Source organism: Streptomyces sp. NPDC043908 (assembly GCF_056435525.1).
In genome coordinates this window covers 60891-82741 of the sequence record NZ_JBWKEI010000015.1, presented here as the reverse complement: position 1 = coordinate 82741, position 21851 = coordinate 60891, and the positions used below count along the sequence as shown (strand labels likewise).

11 protein-coding genes are annotated in these 21851 nt (G+C 67.6%); 3 read left to right on the top strand and 8 right to left on the bottom strand.

All coding sequences use genetic code 11. The annotated features are described in order from the left end of the window. Positions 1–155: 155 nt before the first annotated feature. The 3 genes from AC069K_RS28665 to AC069K_RS28655 form a co-directional block, all read right to left on the bottom strand. Positions 156–347, bottom strand: coding sequence for a hypothetical protein (locus AC069K_RS28665; RefSeq protein WP_478621218.1), 192 nt, complete (start codon positions 345–347; stop codon positions 156–158). 274 nt (positions 348–621) lie between these two features. Further along, positions 622–2571, bottom strand: coding sequence for an FG-GAP repeat domain-containing protein (locus AC069K_RS28660; RefSeq protein WP_478621216.1), 1950 nt, complete (start codon positions 2569–2571; stop codon positions 622–624). A 167-nt stretch (positions 2572–2738) separates the two neighbouring features. Continuing rightward, complete coding sequence (locus tag AC069K_RS28655) at positions 2739–6635, bottom strand: FG-GAP-like repeat-containing protein (RefSeq protein WP_478621214.1); 3897 nt, start codon at positions 6633–6635, stop codon at positions 2739–2741. 559 nt (positions 6636–7194) lie between these two features. On the opposite strand from AC069K_RS28655, the gene AC069K_RS28650 reads away from it, so the two are divergent. The 3 genes from AC069K_RS28650 to AC069K_RS28640 all read left to right on the top strand — a co-directional run bounded on the left by AC069K_RS28650 (position 7195) and on the right by AC069K_RS28640 (position 15401). Beyond that, the gene (locus tag AC069K_RS28650; RefSeq protein ID WP_478621212.1) at positions 7195–13662 is read left to right on the top strand and encodes an RHS repeat-associated core domain-containing protein; all 6468 of its coding nucleotides are present in this window, start codon (positions 7195–7197) and stop codon (positions 13660–13662) included. After that, on the top strand, positions 13655–14104 hold the full coding sequence (locus AC069K_RS28645) for an SUKH-3 domain-containing protein (protein ID WP_478621210.1): 450 nt from the start codon (positions 13655–13657) through the stop codon (positions 14102–14104). The genes AC069K_RS28650 and AC069K_RS28645 overlap by 8 nt, the downstream gene beginning before the upstream one ends. Positions 14105–14903: 799 nt before the next feature. Beyond that, entirely contained in the window at positions 14904–15401 is a 498-nt protein-coding gene (locus tag AC069K_RS28640; RefSeq protein ID WP_365107573.1) for a hypothetical protein, read from the top strand. Between the two features lie 310 nt (positions 15402–15711). On the opposite strand, the gene AC069K_RS28635 is transcribed toward AC069K_RS28640, so the two are convergent. From AC069K_RS28635 to AC069K_RS28615, 5 genes are all read right to left on the bottom strand, one after another. Beyond that, positions 15712–17742, bottom strand: coding sequence for an FG-GAP-like repeat-containing protein (locus AC069K_RS28635; RefSeq protein ID WP_478621207.1), 2031 nt, complete (start codon positions 17740–17742; stop codon positions 15712–15714). A gap of 300 nt (positions 17743–18042) precedes the next feature. Continuing rightward, positions 18043–18582 carry an FG-GAP repeat domain-containing protein gene (locus AC069K_RS28630; RefSeq protein WP_478621205.1) on the bottom strand — a complete coding sequence of 180 codons (540 nt, stop codon included), beginning with the start codon at positions 18580–18582 and terminating at the stop codon, positions 18043–18045. Between the two features lie 206 nt (positions 18583–18788). Beyond that, positions 18789–19019: a hypothetical protein gene (locus tag AC069K_RS28625; RefSeq protein WP_365107579.1), complete on the bottom strand. Its 231-nt coding sequence runs from the start codon at positions 19017–19019 to the stop codon at positions 18789–18791. Between the two features lie 3 nt (positions 19020–19022). Further along, positions 19023–20360 carry a WXG100-like domain-containing protein gene (locus AC069K_RS28620; protein WP_365107581.1) on the bottom strand — a complete coding sequence of 446 codons (1338 nt, stop codon included), beginning with the start codon at positions 20358–20360 and terminating at the stop codon, positions 19023–19025. After that, positions 20357–20734 carry a hypothetical protein gene (locus AC069K_RS28615; RefSeq protein WP_478621203.1) on the bottom strand — a complete coding sequence of 126 codons (378 nt, stop codon included), beginning with the start codon at positions 20732–20734 and terminating at the stop codon, positions 20357–20359. Before AC069K_RS28615 ends, AC069K_RS28620 begins: the two co-directional genes overlap by 4 nt. Positions 20735–21851: the final 1117 nt, after the last annotated feature.

Genomic DNA, 21851 nt, shown 5'->3' with positions numbered 1-21851 from the left:
GCAGCGCAATCGCTCCCCCTCTCCACGACCCAGCGGTAGACCTCGCGACCGGAGCCGTGTTCGATGCGGCGCCGGGCGGCCACCGACGTGTTCTCGAACCTGGGGACCGGGTCACGGCAACTGCAGCGGTCGTAGCCGCAGCGGGTGTGGAGGCGCTAGGGGCGGTGCAGCACGTTTCCTCTCCTGCCGCGGACCGGCGGAACGGCCTGGACCAGCGGGACCAGCTCCGTGACGCGGTTGCGGTTCCCGTCGGCCAGGGTGAGAAGGCCGCCGACATGCCACGCCATAGGGAGGCCGTACGCCTCGACAATCACGTGGTGCCTGCTGCCGATCTTGCCACGGTCCACGGGGAGCACCCGATGGCCGACCCGCCCTTCCTCGCGCGCACGTGCGAAGAGTCGACGGGCGCGGTCTAAATGGCTCTGACAACAGTGGTTTGATCGTGTGGCTGGCTGAACAGGAGCCACCCGATGCCCAGTTGGTTGAGCCAGACTCGCAATACTTGTGTGACTCGCAAAGATCCACAGCAACCCAGCCTCATATGGCTCATTTCCCTACCGGTACGGCTAGTTCCCTCCTGTATTGCGTGGTGAGAACCACCTGATGCGGCTCAAAGGAGCATCAAGCCGGCCTCACGGGGCGGGAAGCGGGAGGCGAAAGACGGGGCTTCCGAGGCGCCGAAGGAGCCATCCGTGCGGGTTCGGATGGTGAAGAGCGGGGGCGCGGGGGCGACCAGCCGGACGGTCCGTGCCGGGCACTGGGCCGGGAGGCGGAGCCCACCGTCCCGTACGAGCGCCATTGACAGCAGGAGGCCGTGGGTGTCGGAACACCCACGGCCTCGGTATCCCCTGGATAGTCAGAACCTGGAGCGGTGGTCTGCTCAGATGAGGGCGTTGTACGTGTTCCAGCCGTCGCCGATCTGCAGCCGTGGCCCGAACGGGGCGTCGGCGTTGCCGGTGGCGAAGTAGATCCAGAGCCTGCCCTCGTGGTCACGGGCCAGCAGACTGCCTGCGTGGCCGTGGCCGGACAGGTCTCCGGGGCTGGTGAGGGTGGTGTAGGTGTTCCAGCGCCGCCGATGCGGGTGCGGGTGGCGAAGGGGGCGGCGGCCCGTCCGGTGCCCCGGTAAAGCCAGAGCACACCGTTGTGGTCGCGGGCGACCAGATCGGGGCGTCCGTCGCCCGTCAGGTCGGAGCCGCCCGTGATCATGGTGTAGGTGTTCCAGCCGCCACCGACGCGGGTGCGGGTGGCGAAGGGGGCGCTCGGGTTGCCGGTGCCCTTGTACAGCCAGAGCGTGCCGGCCCGGTCGCGGGCGAGGAGGTCCGGCCTGCCGTCCCCGGTCACATCGCCCGCGCCGAGAAGGGTGTCGTAGATCTGCCAGCCGCCCCCGACCCGGCTGCGGGACAGGAACGGGGCGCTGCTGTCGCCGCTGCCCCCGTAGTACCAGAGCACGCCGGAGCGGTCGCGGGCGACGAGGTCGCCGGTGCCCTGGACGCCGAAGGTGGAGACCTTGGTCAGCAGGTCGTACGCCTGCCAGCCGCCTCCGACGCGGGTGCGGGGGGTGTAGTACTGGCCGTGGTATTCGGGGTACTCGCCCTCCTGGTACTGCCACAGGACGCCGGCTGCGTCCCTGCCGTAGAAGGAGTGCCTGGCGGAGGCGGGGACGTAGTCGTGTTCGAACTGGAACTCCTGGTCCTGTCTCAGTACCTCTCTTCCTTCGTCGGCGAACGTGCAGAAAGCGCCGTTGAGGAAGCTGGCCGGAAGCCCCCAGGAGGCAGACAGACGCAGGTCCTCGGTTGCCTCGACCGGCTTGTCGGCTCCCCACGAGCGCGCGGGGAAGTCGAGGACGGCGGCGCCACTGGCATCGGTCGTCCAGGGAACCCGGGCGTACTGCGAGCCGTCCGTCGAGTACTCGACCCTCACCCCCTCGGTCAGCTTCGTGGCGCTGTAGCCGGCGGCTGCCAGCTGCCGCGCGGTGAATCGCAGCTGGGTGTGTGTTTTCGTCGGGGGCGAAGGCATGGCCCCCATGTGCGTGGTGAGTCGCATGTGGGCGGGCTGGGGGTAACCCGCGCTGACGACGATGGTCGCGTTGGTACCGGTGCCGTGCCCCGGGGAAACCCAACTGCTCGTGAACGACGGCGACGACAGAGGCATCATTATCGGGCCCTGCTCCAGGGCGTTGTCGAGGAACTGTCCGCTGGCACCGTCCACGAGGCGGCCGTACAGGGAGACGTGGTTGCCCACGCCGTATTCAGCGGCCACGTGCAGATGGGTCGTGCCTTCGGCCAGAGGTGCTCCGGGTACACCGTTGTGATCGCTGTCGGCCGCTCCGATCTCGAAGATCCTCCTGGACCCATCCGACGGGTCGTAGTGCGACGGCACGTCGGTACCGGCATCGTCCACGATGCGTATGTGGTCCAGTCCGGCGCCGTGGAGGTCCAGCCGGATATAGGTATCGCCGGCGGGCGGGCGGGTGACCGTGAGGTCTACGTCCCCGGGGGTGCCGTTGACGTAGACCGTGCTGGGGGTGCTCAGATCCAGTCCGGCTTCGGAGGCGCCGGCGTCGGCAGCCATGGCCGTCTGTACGGGGGTAGCGCCGATTGCGGTACTTAGCGCGGCGATCGCCAGCGCGACGCGGTGACGATGACTGATAGGCACGTGGGGAGGCCTTCCGGGGGGGGCTGGTCAGGGGGTGGAGCAGGTGTCCCGGCCCTCGGGGGCCGGGACACCCTGCGGCTGGGTCAGGCGAGGTCGCGGAAGGTGGCGAAGCCGCCTTCGTTGGGCCAGAGGCGTTGGGCGGTGCCGAGGTGGCCGTTGCCGTCGCCTGCCCACCAGTAGAGGTTGCCTGCGCCGGAGATCGCGGCGATGTCGGTTTTGCCGTCTGCGTTGAAGTCGCCGGAGGTCAGGTCGCGGAAGGTGGTGAAATCGCCTTCGTTGGGCCAGAGGCGTTGGGCGGTGCCGAGGTGGCCGTTGCCGTCGCCTGCCCACCAGTAGAGGTTGCCTGCGCCGGAGATCGCGGCGATGTCGGTTTTGCCGTCTGCGTTGAAGTCGCCGGAGGTCAGGTCGCGGAAGGTGGTGAAATCGCCTTCGTTGGGCCAGAGGCGTTGGGCGGTGCCGAGGTGGCCGTTGCCGTCGCCTGCCCACCAGTAGAGGTTGCCTGCGCCGGAGATGACAGCGACATCCGACTTGCCGTCCCCGTTGAAGTCGCCGGAGGTCAGATCCCGGAAGGTCTTGAAGTCCTCGTCCGTGAGCCACAGCTTCTCCGAACCGCCGAGACCGCCGTTGCCGTCACCCGGCTTCCAGTAGAGCGTGCCCACCCCACTGATGTCCGCGAGGTCGGTCTTGCCGTCCCCGTTGAGGTCGCCCGGGGCCAGGTCGCGGAAGGTGAGGTAGTCGCCGTCAACCGGCCACAAGCGGGCGCCGTTGCGCAGGCTGCCGTTGCCGTTGCCGTGCCAGTAGTAGAGGGTGCCGGAGCCGGAGATGGCGGTGAGATCGCTCCTGCCGTCACCGTCGTAGTCGTTCTTGGCGTATGGCCGGTAGGCAGAGCCCTCGAGGGTCTGGATGGTCTTGCCCCAGACGCGCTGGCTGATGTCCGCGGCGGCGGTGAACGGGTACTGGCCCGCCGCGGGTGCCCGGCCGGGGAACTCGATCAGGCTTCCGCCCCAGGTGGTGGAGACGAGATCGGCGTAGCCGTCGCCGTCGAGGTCACCGTCGGAGGTGATCGACGGATGGGCCAGCACGGAGAAACCGGAGCCGATCTGCTGGCGGGTGGTGATGTCGCCCAGTCCGGTCGGGTCGCCCACGCGGTTGTAGTACGCGTAGAGGGCGCCCGTGGTGGTGTCGCGCGCCCACAGATCCGGCAGGCCGTCACGGGAGGCGCCGCTGGCGGCGCCGATGTCGCCGGGGGCGAGGACGGTCATGCTCTGCCAGCCGCCGGCACCGATCTGGACCGGGTTGACGAAACGGCCGTTGCCGGCCCCGTGGAACAGCCAGAGCACACCGTTCTCCACGGTGACCAGGTCGTTGCCGCCGTCTCCGTCCACATCGCCGGGCGCGATGAGCTGGGTGACTTGTTGCCAGTTGTCACCATAGCTGCGGCACTTGGCTGCATCGAAGACGCAGTCGGGCCGGGTCACCGTCACCAGCTGGGCCTTGGTGAAGTCGCCGTTCGTCGGGTTGAGGTAGAGGTACAGCTCTCCGCCCTTGTAGGCGAACAGGTCGTCGACGGTCTGTCCGCCGTGTTGGGAGCCGCGGTGGGCGAGGATGGCCCCGGCCCACGTGGCGGTGGTGGGCAGTTTGCTGGGCGCCTGGTAGGCCGCGACAGTACCGCCGCGCGCCGGGTCGTCCGTGCCGACGGGGTACATGCGGATGTTCCCGCCGCCGTCCACGGTGGCGACGTCCGGCAGGCCGTCACCGGTCAGATCCCCCGCCACGGCCTTGGCGTTCGGATTGCCCGGCACGTAGAAGTCGTACTCGTACGTCCGGGAGCGGTTTCCGGCGTTGTCGACCGCGTCCACGTAGAGCACGTTCGTGCCCCAGTGGCCGGGTGTCAGGTTCAGGGAAGCCGTCCCGTTCACGGCGTCGACGGTCGTGGCGCCGCCGACCGGGAGGGACCGGTTGAAGGAGTATTCGAAGTAGTCGACGCCGCTTCCGCCGTCCGAGGCGCTGAGCCGGAACGTGCCGCCGAACCGGTCGTCCGCGTGGTGCGTCGTGACCGCGGAGCCGGAGGCGGGGTAGTCGTCCGACGCGACCGCCGGCTCCGACGGCGGTGTCCCGTCGACGCGGAAGTGGCAGACGGGCGTGGTGGCGGAGTGGCTGATGCCGTCGTCGGATCGGGCGTACCAGCCGTACAGATGACCGTCGGTGAGGGTGCCGACCGCCTTGTCGACGGTGGTGCCGCTGGAGACCCAGGCGGTACTGGAGCCGTTGTCGCCCATGCCGATGACGCTTCTGCTGCCGTCCGAGTCGTCCCAGATCCCGAACTGTCCGCGGACCTGCTGGTCGGCGTCGGCGTCGGCGACCGTGGCCCGGAGGTGGATTCCGTCACCGGCCGCGTTGGTCGCGCCGATCCAGCCGATGGTGTTCACCCCGCAGTCGGGCGTGGTGGGTGAGACGGAGGCGGGGGTGGTCCCGGGTGACGTGGGCACCTTGGGGACGGTGTTGTACTGCACGACCAGGGACGCGCTGGTCGAGAACCGCTTGAAGGCGTCCCGGTTGCTCTCGTCGGCGGCGAAGACGCCGACGGCCAGGCTGGAACCCGCGTCGTCGACGGCCGAGGTGATGTCGGCCTCGGCGAGCTGGTTGCCGGGGCAGTCGTTGTTGCGGGTGCCGGTGACCGAGGCGCTGCCGATCCTCTCGTGGGCGCTGGGCGCGGTGTTCCAGGTGATGCCCGTGCTGAAGGAGTCGGTGCGATAGACGTTGAGCCCGTACTTCTCGCAGCCGATCGAGGCGGAGTACGTCTCCGTCATGGTGAGGGTGGCCGAGTGGACGACCTTTCCTGCGTACGGGGACGTGTTGAATTTGTAGTAGACGCGCTCGATGCCGGTGTCGGTCTGGTACCCCTGGTAGCCGACGCCCGGGTTGCCCCACTTGCCGGTGTCCCAGGCGCTGTTCTTGTACGCCTCCCAGACGGCACCCCAGGTGTTGCTGTCGGTCCTGCCCGGTTCCCAGTTGGGATCGATGTACACGGGGTAGTGCGTGTCGGTGGCGGTGAGCAGGTGCTGGTCGGGGGTGAGGGTGATGGCTCCTTCGGCGGTCCGGGCCTGCAGGTCGGCCTGCTTGGCACCGGCCCCCGGCCCGTCGGGCGAGGAGCCGGTCTCGCCCGCGGCGGCCGTGCGTTCCTGTACCAGGGCCCTGTTGCGGGCCACCGACAGGCCGGACGTGGCGGAGCCGGACGCGGTGCTGGAGTCCCACATCGTCGGAGTGGGTGCGGAGAAGACCGCGGCTCCCGTGGTGTCCTTGGCGCTCAGGCCGCCGTGTGCGTCATCCGACAGCGTCAGTCCGCTCGTCGTCCAGGTGGCGAGCCGTACGGTGGCCAGTTTCGGATTCGTGGCGGCCTCGCGGGTCTTGACGATCAGGACCTGGGCGAATCCGCCCTGGTCCTGGGCGGTGACGCGGAGGTCGACGTCGGGAAGGACGTTCGGATACAGGGCGGCTCTGCCGGACACGGTGGGCGCGGGCAGGGGATCAGGCCAGGAGAGCGCGAGTTGTTTGCCCTCGGGCGTGGTCATCCTGGCGAGCGGGCCTGTCCCGCCCGGGGAGAACGCGAGCGCGGTGGGAGTCGCGGTGGTGGTGAGCGCCCCGTCGTCGCCGCGCCGGAGAGTGGCGTCGAGCGGCGTCCACTGACCGTCCTTCCGCACGCGTACGGGAGTGACGTTCTGCCTCTGGGTGAAGCTACCGTCCGGGTTGGCGGTGAGCGTACTGGTCGGGGTGGTGGCACTCTGCACGGGCACGGCCGAGCCGGTCGCCCTGGCCTGCGCCGCGGCCTCGGCTTCGGCGGCCTGCGGACCGGTGAGCGGTGTCGATGGCTCCGTGGCGGGGTGCTCGACGGGGTTCGGCTTCACAGGAGCGGGAGCGTCCCCCTCGCCGGCCGCTGCCGGGCCGGCGCCGAGTGCGACGGATATCAGGGCGCTGCTCACCGCCACACTCCAGGCCGAGGCGATCGCTTTTCGCCGACGCCGTCTTTCGGTCCCCATGCTGCTCCTGTATGGCTGCGGAATATGGAATTCAGCCCGCTAATTCAGCGAGCGCCCGGGGAGCATATACGGGGAGTCAGACATTCAGCGCGTGGTTTCATGACGGTCTGCATCGTCAATGGGTTGAATGGATGTATAGCGGCTAAGTCGGACTTGCGCTCCATGGGGAGTGGCACGGACGCCTCAGGCTTCATCGCGCAGGTGTAGAGGCTTACGTCCTGAATTGTCCTGCCCGTTGTGTGGTGGGCCAGTGGACCTTCTGTGAAGTGTCCGATCTGGGTCATCTAGCGCCTCAGTAAGGGATTTGAGTCCTTAATTTGCTCACTCTTTGCGCTCGCATGGGGTGAGCAGAACCTTTCCGCTGCTAGTTTTCCGGTCTCTTTTGCTTGCTGGGGTGGGGACTGTAGTGAGAAGCAGGGGCGGGTATTTCTCGCAATTTTTTGGCCGGATTCGACGTGCGGGCAGAACCCGGGACACGGTGGCATTGGCCGCCTGTTTCGCGTTGGTTCTGACGCTGCTGTCCGGGGCGCCGGTGCTCGCTCAGGGGCACCATCTGCCCAAGCAGTGGTCGCCGCGGCCACTGGACAAGGCGCACTCGGTGCCGGGGCACGACGTCGAGCCGCACCAGGCCGCCGCGCCCTCCGGTACTCGCGGGTCGTCTCCTGCCAAGTACCGTCCGCTGTCGGTGACCTGGCCGTCCGCGACCCGTGTCCAGGTCAATCCGGCGGCCGACAACAGCGCGCCCCCGCAGGCGCCCTCGCGGCAGTCGGTCACGAGGCTGCCCTATGCCGAGCCCGGCCCGGCCCATGCGGCCGGAACCCCGGTATGGGTCGGCCGCCCGGGCGCGCTGACCAAACAGCGCACGAACCAAGCCACCGGCACACCCACACCCACAGCCGTCACCGTTGCGGTCGCGGGCCGTACCGCCGCGCAGCGCGCCGGGGTCAATGGCGCAATGTTCTCCCTGACCGACAGCGCGCCGCGCCAGACGGGCGGCAAGGCCTCGGTCGGTCTGGACTACACCGGTTTCGCCGACGCCTACGGCGGTGACTACGCGGCCCGCCTCCAGCTGGTCCAGCTGCCCGCCTGCGCCATGACGACGCCGCACTCCCCGGCATGCCGCACGTCCAAGCCCCTGCCTTTCCGTAACGACTTTGAGAACCACCGCCTGGTGGCCGACGTCGCGCTGCCGGGCGCCGCCACGACAGGCAGCGCCCAGCCGCTCGTGCTCGCCGCGACGGCCGGCCCCGCCGGAGCCGGCGGCACCTACGGCGCCACCGCGCTCTCCCCCTCCGGAAGCTGGAGCGCGGGCACCTCCTCCGGCGACTTCACCTGGACGTACCCGATCGGCGTGCCCCCGCCGCTGGGCGGTTCCGCGCCTTCGGTTGCGCTGTCGTACGACTCCTCCAGCATCGACGGCCGTACCGCCGCGACCAACAACCAGGCCTCATGGATCGGCGACGGCTGGGACTACCAGCCCGGCTACGTCGAGCGCTCGTACAAGCCGTGCTCCAAGGACGGCCAGCCCAACACGGTCGGCGACAACTGCTGGGCGACCGACAACGCGACGCTGTCGCTCGGCGGTCGCACGGTCAAGCTGGTGAAGGACGACACGACCGGCATCTGGCGTGAGAGCGGCGACGACGGCTCGCGGGTGGAGCACCTCACCGGCGCGACGAACGGCGCCCAGAACGGCGAGTACTGGAAGGTCACCACGACCAACGGCACCCAGTACTACTTCGGCCTCAACCACGCGCCCGGCAGCACCACCACGCCCACCACCAACTCCACCTGGACCGCCCCCGTCTTCGGCAACAACACCGGGGAGCCCTGCCACGGGGACACGTTCGACACCTCCTGGTGCCAGCAGGCGTGGCACTGGTCCCTCGACTTCGTGGTGGACCCCAACCAGAACGTGACGACGTACACGTACAAGACCGAGTCCAACTACTACGCGCGCGGCACCTCCAACACCCTGACGCCGTACATCCGCGGCGGGTACCTCACCACCATCTCCTACGGGCAGCGGGTGCCGGACGCGGTCGCCGGGAGCAAGGCCGCCGCCCAGATCGTCTTCGCCACGTCCGAGCGCTGTGTCTCCGACTCGACGTTCACCTGTCCCGACACGCCGCCCACCGCGAGCACCGCCACCCACTGGCCCGATGTGCCGTTCGACCAGAACTGCGCCTCGACCGGCACGTGCTCCAACCACGCGCCATCGTTCTGGACCACCAGGCGGCTCGCGGCCATCACCACCCAGGTGCTGGTCGGCTCGGCGTACTCCCAGGCGGACACCTACGACCTCACCCACCAGTTCCCGGCCACGGGCGACACCAACAAGCCGGGCCTGTGGCTCGCGTCGATCACCCACACCGGCAAGGACGGCGGCACGCTCGGGCTGCCCGCCGTCACCTTCTACGGGACACGGCTTGCCAACCGGGTCGACACGACCATCGACAACATCCCGCCGATCAACCGCTACCGGGTCAAGGCGATCGTCACCGAAGCCGGCGCCCAGATCAATATCACCTACAAGTCGCCGGAGTGCGTCAAGGGCACCCACATGCCCGCTTCGCCCGACAGCAACACCATGGCCTGCTACCCCGTGTACTGGGTCCCGCAGGGCGCGAGCGCCCCGACCCTGGACTGGTTCCACAAGTATGTGGTCGAACAGGTCACCGAGGTCGACAACTCCACGCTCGGCGCCGCCGCCAAGTCCACCTCGTACGAGTACCGGGGCGGCGCGGCCTGGCACCACGACGACGAAGAACTGATGGACCCCAAGAACCGCAGCTGGGGCCAGTTCCGCGGCTACGCAGAGGTCGTCACCCACACCGGCACCGCACCCCAGGTACTGACGCAAAGCTCCTCCCTCTACCTGCGCGGTATGAACGGGGACCTGAAGGCCGACGGTTCCCACAAGTCGGTCACCGTCACGGACTCCGCGGGCGTCTCGGTGACCGACGACGATCAGCTGGCCGGTGTCGTCCGTGAGAGCCGGGCCTACGACACGGCCGGCGGATCCATCCAGGAAGCCACCTTCCGTACCCCCTGGGAAGGCCGCGTCACCGCGACCCACAAACGGGCCGGTCTGCCCGACCTGACCGCCCGGCTCGGGGGCACCGCCAAGGTTCAGACGAGTGCGCTGCGCGCCGCCAAGACCTGGCGCACCTCGGAGATCGACACCTCGTACGACACGGACGGACGCGTCGTCGCGGTCGACGACAAGGGCGACGGCACCTCGGCGACGCCGGAAGTCTGCACGAAGACCAGCTACGCGCAGAACGCGACGCCCTGGGCCAACATGATGGCCTTCCCGTCCGAGGTCATCAAGATCGCCGGAAGCTGTGACAGCACGCCGAACGCGGACAACACGCTCGCGGACAACCGCAGCATGTACGACAACAAGCCGTTCGGCTACGTCCTGGGCACGGGCGACGCCACGTCCACCCAGGTCCTCGACCACTACGACAGTTCCGGCACCGCCCAGTTCAAGACCATCGGCACGAGCACCTACGACAGCTACGGCCGCGTGACGAGCGTGACCGACGCGCTCGGCGCCACCACGTCCACCGCCTACAGCCCGGCGACCGGCGTGCTGCCGACCTCCGCCACGAGCACCCAGCCGGTCGTGGCCCCGGCCACCACGGGCTGGAAGAGCACCACCACCTATGACCCGCTGCGGGCCGCCCCGCTGACCACGACCGACGCCAACGGCCGCATCACCGACCTGGCGTACGACCCGCTCGGAAGACTCGCGGCCGTCTGGCTGCCCGGCCGGCCCAAGGCGAGCAAGAGCGCCAACAAGCGCTTCACCTACGCGCTCAACAAGGGCACCCCCAGCGTCGTCACCAGCGAGACGCTCCGCGAGGACAACTCCTACACGATCGACCACAAGCTGTACGACGGGCTGCTGCGGCTGCGCCAGGAGCAGCAGAGCAGTGCCGACGGCGGCACCGGCCGGCTGGTGTCGGACACCTTCTACGACACCCATGGCTGGACGGTGAAGACCAACGCCCCCTACTACAACACCACCAACCCCACCCCCTCGCTGTTCGTTGTCAACGACGACCAGGTGCCGTCGCAGACCGGCACGTTCTACGACGGCATGGGCCGCCCCGTGGCGCAGACCCTCTCCAGCCTCGCCGTGGAACAGTGGCGCAGCAGCACCGCGTACCCCGGCGTCGACCGCGTCGACGTCACCCCGCCGCCCGGCGCCTCGGCGACCAGCACCCTCACCGACGCCCGCGGCCGCACGGTCGAGCTCCGCCAGTACCACGGAGGCACGCCCACCGGCCCGTCCGACGTCACGCGCTACCACTACGACGCGTCAGGCAACCAGGACCAGGTGACCGACAGCGCGGGCAACAAGTGGAGCACCACCTTCGACCAGCGCGGCCGCAGGGCCTCCTCCACGGACCCGGACACCGGCACCACCACCTACGGGTACGACGACCTCGACCGGCTCACCTCCGTCACGGACGCCCGCCACAAGACACTGGCGTTCACCTACGACGAACTGGGCCGCAAGACGGCCGAGTACGCCGGGTCGACGAGCGGTACGAAGCTGGCCTCGTGGACGTACGACACCCTGGTCAAGGGACAGCCGACATCGTCGACCCGCTACAGCAACGGCAACGCGTACACCAACGCGGTCACCGGCTACGACGTGGCGTACCGTCCCACCGGCAGCACGGTCACGATCCCCGCGGCCGAGGGCAAACTGGCCGGCACCTACACCACCACCGCGGCGTACACGCCGAACACCGGTCTGCTGGACACCGCCACCATGCCCGCCGCGGGAGGCCTGGCCGCCGAGCCCGTCTACTACTCCTACAACCTCGCCGGCAAGCCGATGCTGGTCGGTGGAGGAGCCGACTACATCAGCGGCATGTGGTACACGCCGTACGGCCAGGTCCAGCGCAGCCTCCTCGGCGACGTGCCCAAGCAGGTCTCGCAGACCAACAGCTACGACCCCGCCACCGGCCGGGTGCTCAAGTCGACACTCGACAAGGAGAACGGCACCACGCCGGTCGACGTCACCAGCTACACCTACACCCCGTCCGGCGCGGTCACCTCCGCCTCGGACGTCCAGGACACCGGCCAGACCGACACGCAGTGCTTCAGCTACGACTACCTGAACCGGCTCACCGAGGCGTGGACCGACAAGGGCGGCACCACCACGGAGCCCGCCCCGAAGGCCGCGGGCATCGGCGGCTGCACCCACACCACGCCGAGCGCGGCCAACCTGGGCGGCCCGAAACCGTACTGGCAGTCCTACGGATACGACCTGACCGGCAACCGCACGAGCCAGGTCGACCACGACGTCACCGGTGACACCACGAAGGACGTCACCCGCGCCCAGACCTACCCGGCGGCCGGACAGCCGCATCCGCACGCCCTGCAGTCCCTGACGTCCAGCAGCCCGGCCACGGGCACCAGCACGGAGACCTTCGCCTACGACGAATCCGGCAACACCACCGCCCACACCACAGTCGCGGGCACGCAGAACTTCACCTGGACCGACGAGGGCAAACTCGACACGGTCACCAAGACCCAGACGGAGAAGGGCACGGACTTCGTCTACGACGCGGACGGCAACCAGCTGCTGCGCCACGACCCGACGACGTCGACGCTGTACCTGCCGGGCACCGAAGTGGTCCTGAACAAGGACACCAACGCGACGAGCGCCACCCGCTACTACGGCGTCCCGGGCTCCCTGACCCTGGCCCGCACGAGCGACGGCCGCCTCACCTACCTGGCCTCCGACCCGCACGGCACGGACAACGTCGCCGTGGACTCGGCGACGCTCACGGTCCAGCGCCGGCCGACGGCCCCGTTCGGCCAGAACCGGGGCGGCCCGACTCCCGCCACCTGGCCCGGCGACAAGGGCTTCGTGGGCGGGACCGTGGACACGGACACGGGCCTGACCAACCTGGGCGCCCGCGAGTACGACCCGAACCTGGGCCGCTTCCTGTCGGTGGACCCGGTCTTCGACGCGGCCGACCCCCAGGCGCTGAACGGCTACGCGTACGCGGACAACTCCCCGCTGAACAACGCGGACCCGACCGGGCAGACGATCTGCGACTTCAACCCGGAGAAGTGCGGCCGGGACTCCACGCCGGAGACGAAGAGCGAGGACGCGTACGCCACATACACGGCCACGACCGGCACCGTGTACGACACCCGGCCCGCACCGCCCAAGAAGCCCAAGCACCACCACTGGTGGCAGAAGGTCTGGGACAAGATCGAGACGGTCGCCGTGGTCGTCGTGATCACGGTGGTGATCGTGGCGGTGGTCGCGGCCTGCGTCACCCCGGCAGGCGTCGCCTGCGCCGGAGTGATGATGGCGGCGGCCACCGGAGCCGCCGAAGGAGCCACATTCGGAGCGACAGCCGCAGCGGCCGGGGCCGTGATATCAGCGGGCGGCGAAGCCCTGGCGGCGGTGGGAGCCGGCGCGGCAGTGGTCGGCGCGGCGGCGAAGGTCGCCAAGGGCATCTCCAAGGCGGTCTCGAAGTCGGGGGCCGAGGGGGAGGCGGGGGCGGCGGCTTCGCGTCAGGAAGGGCGTGAGGTCATGTCCGCCGCGCGTAGCGAGGCGGACAAGGCTTCGACAGTTACACCCGGGAGGGCGCGTCCCGCGGTAGCAGAGGCGATACGGCTACCGAACGGAAAGATCTATTCCAGTCCGAGTGTGCGAGGAGCGGCGCCAGATCTGCATCCTGATGTCCAGGAGATTTTGGAGGCGATCCCCGTGCTGGAGCGTGGCCAGGGGCATGGCAGATGCGGCTTGGCGGTGTGCGTATCGCAGGCCTTGAATGATGGGTTCGATCCGACCGGAGCTCGTGCGGCGGCTGTCACTGTGCGAAACTCGGTGGAGCACGCTAAGCACGGAATGGTTGTCGGGCCCTGTAACAGTTGTGTGGCGCTTGAGGATGCGTTCGAAATGAAATTCGAGGGACTCAATGGTTGAATTTTCCGCAGAGGTGGAACGCGAGCTCAGTTCTGCTGGTTGGTTTCAGGGAAGGAGTGTTGATACAAAGTCGTGGCTCGAATATTTCGAGTCAACTGGGCTGCATGCGCATCCGGCTGCACGGGGCTTTTTGGCGGAGTTTGGTGGCATTGCCGTCGACATTTCAGGCCCGGGCGTTAGTCGATCTCGAGAACCATTTGAGTTTGATCCTATGCAATGCCTGGGTGAGGAGGACCGATTCATGGATTGGAGTGAGCACATCGGTCGCTCGATCTTTCCCATCGGTGTGCACGATTTGGGGAGATTCTTCTTGGGTATCGACGAGGACAGCTCGATCTATCTCGTCGAGACGTGGCTGGCCTCTTTCGGTCGAATGCCAGAAGCGATGGAGAACTTGGTCCTCGGAGTGCGCGCAACTGTCATCGACGACGGGGCCGCGTGAGGACTTTTAGAGAGTAAGGTGCCCAAGTAGTGGGAGCGCGAGGGTCTTTACCGTCCCGGTTTAGTTGCGGATGTACTCCTGATAGAGGGTCGTTGGTCTAAAACTTGGTCCTTTCGAAAGGCGACTACGCACGGGCCGTGCGGCTCGCCGGTCGGCACCCGGCGCTGCGAACCAAAGGTGTAGTTACGGCAATCGGTGCAATTTTCGGCGTCGGAGCAGCGCCGCGCCGCAGGGGCGTCTTCTCTTGTGTGTGTGGACACGGTTCCGTCCCGGTCGGCGGGACTGCTTTCAAGACCACGCGGGCTATGATGCGGAAGAGTCCGGTTGCGACAAGGGTCGCCCGAGGCGCAGTAAATTTTGGCGGGGGCCAGGTGCTTGCGAGGTGTCCTCTCCAGCTTCCCCCGAGTGGCCACAACCCGGGCTAATCGCAGCTCGTCGAGTATTGCGCGCATTGCGTACCGGCTTGCATCGGTGGTTATGCAGATGCGGCGCCATGTGTGGCGGATATTTTGACTCCGAACGGCCTAGCGTTACTCGCTGAAGTGAGCATAAAAGTGTCACAGGATGAGATTCCGGGCATCGTGAGCGTGCTCGATTGAGTACTCTCAACTTTAGGCGCGGGAGAGGCTATAGTTATTTGCTAGGCAACCTTGGCGTGAGGCGGCGGCCTGTAAATTGGGTGTCCGCTTCAGATGCATTGCTGCAGATGGAAGTTGTTGAATTCCCTTATAAGTGCCTTGTGTGATGGCCGACTCGCAGGGACTTTACGGTGTGAAGTCGTTCACGACATGGAGTTCAGTTGAAGATCCGAATGTACACGATGCGACAAGCGAGAAACGTTTCTCTCTTCCTCGGCGGCGCATTGATCGCAGTAGCCGTGAGTCTGTCGTCTGTACTGGCTCAGGTGTTCCTCGGGCTCCTGGCGCTGCTCGTCGTCGTGCGGTTTTTGTCGCTACCCTCTCAAATCTGGGTCCGCGTCGACGCCGAGGCCATAGCTTGGAAGACCCCACGGGGCGGGGTGAAGAGTGGCCTCTCACCCTCTGGTTCCGTCCGTGTGGAGGACATCGTCTCGGCGGTCGTGATCAAGGAGGAGGCGAACGTCCGAGTTTTCGGGGCGCGGAAGCAGGTGGATATGCGGGGAGTGCGGTTGGGGCTGCGGTCCGGGGAAAGCATCGTGCTGCCGCTTCGGGTCGTCGCCACCAACGTGAGCACCACCTCGCCGCTTCGGGTACTTGTCGACGAATTGAAGCGCCAGCACCCGGAGTTGGCTTCTGGCCTGGCCGTACCGACCATGTGAGCCAAAGGGAAGCACCCGGATCGGTGACCTCGATGAGATCACATCTCGTCGGGGTTCGCCGTCCAGGAGGCGGCCTCGACGGTACGGGGCCGCATGCTGATGCTGGTGAAGTGGGCCGGTTTCCCCACGTGGGACGTCTGCCCTGCTGGGCCGGCGAGCCGGGCCGTCAGGAGGACCCCATGATCGGGTTCGCAGAGAGCTTCCGCGGCGTTGTACGGGCAGAGACCGCCGTAAGGTATCCCTTCATGTTCGGCGGGACGCTCCGTGAGGTGCGGCCCGCCGATGTCAGTGGTCCCTTGCTCTCCGGGTGTTACCACCCGCCGGTGAGCCGCAGCCGGCTGGTGAGCTGAGCGGTCCCGTCGTTCACCCACTGGTCGAGCTCGCCGGTGGCGTCGCTGCGGGCGATGAGGTGGTCGCGGCCCGGCTCGCGGAAGGCGCCGGGGGTGGTCTGCGTGTAGTTCCAGTCGTGGCTCAGAAGCTCCTTGGAGCGGAAGGTGCCGTCGGCGTTCGCCCTCCACAGGTACAGATCGGCCCGGCTGTCTTTGGCCATGAGGTCGGGTTTGCCGTCGCCGGTGAGGTCCGCGCCAGTGGTCTCGGTGAAGCTCCAGCCCCCGGTCAGCTGACGCGGGCCGCCGAAGGTGCCGTCCCCCCGGCCGGTCCACAGGTGGAGGTTGTTGGCGGTGTCCTTGGCGATGAGGTCGGGTTTGCCGTCGCCGGTGAAGTCGGCGGCGGTGGTTTCGGTGAAGTTCCAGCCGGTGGTGAGCTGGCGGGGGCGGTCGAAGGTGCCGTCGCCTCGGCCGGTCCACAGGTGGAGGTTGTTGGCGGTGTCCTTGGCGATGAGGTCGGGTTTGCCGTCGCCGGTGAAGTCGGCGGCGGTGGTCTCGGTGAAGCTCCAGCCTCCGGTCAGCTGACGCGGACCACCGAAGGTACCGTCACCGTGGCCCGGGGCGTCGATGTCCTGATTGCCGGGCCACAGGTACAGCGCCCCCTGGCTGTCCCGGGCGATGAGATCCGCGGTGCCGTCCCGGTTGAAGTCGGCGGCCGTGGTCTGGGAGTAGCGCGGAGCAGGACGGGTGGCCGGGGCGGGAGCCAGTACGTCGGCCATCGCCTGGTTGCCGTTGTCGTTGAGGTGCAGCCGGTCGTCGCCGCGGGTGTAGTAGCCGGCGAAAAGCCGCGTGGGGTTGAGCGGGTCGCGCGTGGCCCGGTCGAAATCGACGTAACTGTCGATGTCCCGGGTCGTGCGGATGTAGCGGTTGTACTCCTGGCGCACCTGCTCCTTGGCCGCGCTGTAGTCCGGATTCCCCTCGAACGCGGGGAGGGTGGCGACGGTGAGGGTGCGGCCGGCGGCGTGCGCACGCTTCGCGAGGTCGCGGACCGCCGCCACGAGGGCCTCGCTGGTGGCCTCGTTGTACAGGACGTCGTTGACGCCGGAGTACAGGATCAGATGCGTGGCGTTGGGCTGTTCCAGGGCGTCGCGGTCGAAGCGGCGGACCAGCGCGGGCCCGTACACGGCGCGGGCACCGGTGCTGTCGGTCAGCAGGCGGTTGCCAGAGATCCCGGCGTTGACGACGCCGCTGGGACGCCCTCCTTGTTGCAGCGCCCGGCTGTAGGCGTCGGTCCACCGCCGGTTCGTGTCGGGAGTGGTGTGCCCGCCGTCGGTCTGCGAGTCACCGATCGCCACGACGGTGCCACCGCCGGCACTGGCGGTCACGTCCAGCCCGCTGAGGTAGGCCCAGTGCGGGAAGCGCGCGGGAAAGCTCTTGGAGCCGCTCGCTGCGGCGAGGTCGGAGTCATCCCCCGGCGCCGACGCGTACGAAGTCGTCAGCGTGTACTGGTGGTACGGCACGGTGGTCACCGGCTCGGGCAGGTACAGGCTGACGAGGAGGTTCTCGTCGGCCTTGACGGGAAAGTCCACGGGGTCGCTGTCGATGCTCTCGCCCGGTGCGATCACCGCTTGACGCGTACCGCCGAACGACAGGGACACGTGGGTGTCCTGGGCGGCGGCACCCTGGTCCTGGCGGGCGATCGTGGCGTGCCCGATCGTCACGGGTTCTGTGCTGAAGGTGTTGGCCAGATGGATGCGTGCGGAGCTGCCGGCGATGCTGGTGTGCACCACCATGCGGATCGTCTGCCGTCCGGTGACCTTGGACTCGGCGGAGGGGGCCGCCGTGCCGAGGGCCGTGCCCCAGGTACGGGTCCACTCGGCCGCCGCCAAGCGGGTGGCGGCGACGGGCGATGACGCCGGGGACCGCTGGGCGGCCGCCGCGGCGGAGGTGTCGACGGCGAACAGGGCGGCCGACAGCCCTGTCGCCACCATCACCGTCCCGCGTATACGTGTCATCCCCCGGTACCTGCGCGGGCGGGAGGGCGTCATCGGTGGTTCTCCTCGTACGGGTTGCTGTGTCAGGCAGTGGTCGAGACGACCTGGCAGGGGGTGTGCGCGGATGTACGCACACCCTGCCGTCGGAACGGAAGTGCGGCCGGCATGCGGCAGCCTCGCCAGGGCTATCCGGTTATGAGCGCCCGTGCCGGGCAGCGTCGCTGTCCGGCACGGCTGTTTCGCTCGGTGGAGCCCAAGGGTTCGGGCGATGCAGAAGGGGTCTTTGAGGCAGGGGCAAGAACCTTGGCCCTGATAGTGCCGTTACCAGTTGTCGGTGAGTCGAAGGGGGTTGGTGAGCTGCGGGTTTGTGGTAATCCACTGGTTGAGGTCGCCAGTGGTGTCGCTGCGGGCGATGAGGTAGTCACGGCCCGGGCCGCGGAAGGGTCCCGCAGTGGTCTGGGTGCTGGCCCAGTTGCGGCTGAGGAGTTCCTTGCCGCGGAAGGTGCCGTCTCCCTTGCCCTTCCAGATCCAGAGGTCGCTTCGGCTGTCCTGGGCGACGAGGTCGGTTCTGCCGTCGCCGTTGAAGTCACCCGCAGTGGTCTGGGTGAAGTCCCAGCCGCCGGTCAGGCGGCGGGCGCGGTCGAACGCACCGTTGCCCCGGCCTGTCCACAGCTGGAGGTTCTTGGCGGAGTCCTGGGCGATGAGGTCGATCTTGCCGTCGCCGTTGAAGTCGCCGGTAGTGGTCTGAGTGAAGTTCCAGCCATCGGTCAGGCGGCGTACACGTCCGAAGGTTCCGTCGCCGTGCCTCGGGGCGTCGATGTCCTGGTTGCCGGGCCAGAGGTACCGAGCGGGCTCGCTCAATGGCGTGGTCGCCAGGCCGATTGCCGTGGCGGTGTACCGCACCAAACGCTCTCACGCGCGCGGTGCGGGCTCCGGCCGGGACGTCGTTCCCTGGCGACGGTGGGTACCAGTGCACCGAGCTTCATGTGCATGTGGAGGTCGCTGGCACGTGCACCGGATGGCCGCCACGATCTGCCGGACGGCGACTCACGACGTCAGGCTCGGGCTCAGGAGTTGACTGTCAATCGCTCGGGCGCCTTCCCCTCTCGGATCCACGCCGTGGCGATCTTTCTGGCGACAGCCCGGTAGACGACGTTTTCGATGCCGTCTTCGGGGTGGAGTTTTTCGTTGATCTTGTCGAGGATCAGGAAACGCTCTGCGTCGATGCCATTCGAAAACGAGTAGCGCACCTCCTGCTCGCTCTCGTCGACTTTCTTGACTTCAGAGAAGATTGCCATCGTTCACTCCCAAGGGGCGTTGTAGTCCTCGCGTCCGGGGGGCGTGATCTCGCTCGCCTCCCAGTTGGCAACTTTGTTTGCCGCCGCGTGAGCTTCTGAGTACGGAGCTCCAGGATGATCGACATAGTACTGGTGCTCGGCGAGTTCATGCTCGAAGAGCAGCAGGTCGGAGTCGGTATGGCGACCGGCCCGCAGGCGTACCCATGCCTCCGCCATGTCGGGGTTGGGGTCGTACCGGGCATGGACTATCTCACCGTCGTAAGACGTCAAGGGGTGGGTCTCTTCGAATATGTGCCGCTTGACCGCGGCGATCTCATCCCTCGAAAACCCTTCACCGCCATGGATGCGCGGGGCATTCTGCAGCGATCCCGCCAGGGCGTCGACGTCATCTGCGGAGCGGAAGGATTCGTAGGCGTCAGTGGCCCATGTCTCCGTACGTTCGTATGCGCGAACCGATCCGTCATCACGCGGGCGGAGCGAACCCCCCGATTGATGAAGGTCATAGCCTGGGGGCATTTCCCCGGGGAGGGGATCTCTCCCGCCCGGCAGCGGAACGCGGGCACCGCCCCACTCGGGACCGTAGGCGAGGTCCGCGAGGGTGAGGCGCGGGCCGGTTCCGGACAGGAGATTGCCCCACCCTCCCGATTCGCCCGCGACGCGCGCAGTGGCTCCACCCGCCCCGAACAACCCGCCGTACAGCATCCCGTCAGTGGCCGCAGTGCTGGCTTCGTCGAGGCTGAACCCGTCCTGCAGGCCGGCGGCAATCTTCAGGGGCTGGGCGACAGCGAGGTCGACAGCCACGGACTCGACGCCAGCGAAGGCCGCGGTGGCGAAAGCGGCACCCGCGATGGTGGCGACCTCCGTCGTGAGGGCAACCCCCACGGTGGCGGCCATCTCGACGATCGCAGCCGTGGCGGTCGCGGCGGCGGCTTCGGTCGCGCCCAGCGTGAAAAAGGCGAGAGCAGTGCCGGCGACGATCACGGCGCCGGCGATCTCGAGCTCGTGATCGAGCTTCTTCTTTGCGCCCGCGACGGCGTCGGCGTACTGGTCGATCCCCTTCGCCAGGTCACGGGGAGCATCGACGAGGTCCTGGAGCCAACCCTTCTTGTCGTGGTAATAGCGGCGCCAGAAAGGGTCGTTGAAAGCCGAGATCGCTTCGCCGCTGTTGTGATGGATGAGCTCCTGAGCTGCCTTGTCGGCGGCCGCGGCGACGTCTTCCATGTCATCTGCGAACTTCCGCCAGGCGTCGGCGATGTTGCGGAGCTTGCCCACGTCACCGGCGGGCCACTCGATGCCGGTGACGTCGGTGACTATCTCCCGGACCTTGTCACTGGCACTCATTGCTCCTGCCCCCGGTGGTGATTCCCGGCCTCCTGCGGCTCGAGCGGCTTCGGGACGGCCCTGCGGAACATGGAGCCGACCAGGGCGTCGTTGTCGATGTGTCCGTCTGCCATGTCCGACATGGCCAGATGAATGCTGGCCAGGCCGTCCTTGATGATCGTGGCGGACTGCTCGATCCGGGTGACCAGCGGGCCGTACTTGTCGTGGAACTTCTTGCCCGGGTCGTCATCGCCCCATGCTGCGCCCGCTGCCGCCAACGACGACCGGAGCGTGGTCAGAGCCCGCTCCACCGCCACGCTCTGCACGTGGAACGTCGGTGCTGTCGCCTTGAGATCGGCGGTCTTGATGTCAAGGACCTTGCCGTCGTCACTCACCGTTTCCCCCTTCGTCCGGCGGCTGCCACCCTAACCGCCGAACATTGTTCGCGACTGCGAGCACATAAAAGATCAAGCAAAGAAACGCTTGGCGCGCTCAGCGAGTGCGGTTGCAGGGTCGTCAAACCTGCCCGATGGTGGGTCAGATGAGTGCGGGGTAGGTGCTCCAGCCAGTGCCGATCTTCATGCGAGTGGCGAAGGGGTCTGGGCGCCGGTTCCGCGGTATTGCCACAGGCTGCCGATATGGTCCACGGCTAGGATGCCGGGCTTGCCGTTACCGGTCAGGTTGTTGCGGTACCTTCCGGGGCAGTCGCCCCACAGGCTGGCCCTGGACCTGATGACGAACCTCCGGTGCACGGTCGAGTTCGACGCCCCGAAATGCTACGGCAGAGTACGCCAGGTACAACCACCCCCTAGCCCGTACACGATCGCGGCGGAGGTCTTCTCGTCACCAAGGGACGCGAACCCGCCGCCCTGCGGGCGTCCACGCGCCGAGGGCAGCTTGCGGTCTGGCAAGCTCCCGCAGCCCGTCCGGATCGTTCCCACCCCACCGCCCGCTTCGACGTCGAGAACAGACCGGCGCAGCAGTCTCCTTCAACTGTGAGGCGGCTTCCTTGCCGGCGGCCAGGTGAATCCGCATCGGTCTGAGCCGCTATGTGACTTGGAGGAGAACGGTTCCAGTTCGCTGGCGACACGTACCGCGACGTCACCCACGGCGGCTCCGAATGACTTCCGCGGCTTGAACGACCCGTCACCGGGCGCGTGCAAGACATACGTCGCGCTCGTCAGGGACGTGGAAGAACGCGGGGACCGGCTGCGGGGCTGCAAAGAGGCCCGTACGTACAGTTCAGGAAGCTGTCGACGCCGTCGGTCGGGGGCTCGGCGTGCGGTGGCGCGTCACGCGGGATCGGGGGCACGTTCGTCCGGGGCACCGGCCGCCTTGAGCTGCGCTGGTCCGGCTGCGGCCGAAGGTGCTGTCGCGGCCCATCTGCCCCTACCGGGCGTGAGTAAAAAGCAGCCCAAGCCCACCCCATCGAGTTGCAAAAGCAAATCAATTTTTAGGTGTGTTGGACGAGATCATATCCCTCTAGTCCGGTTTGACTCCTATCGGGTGACT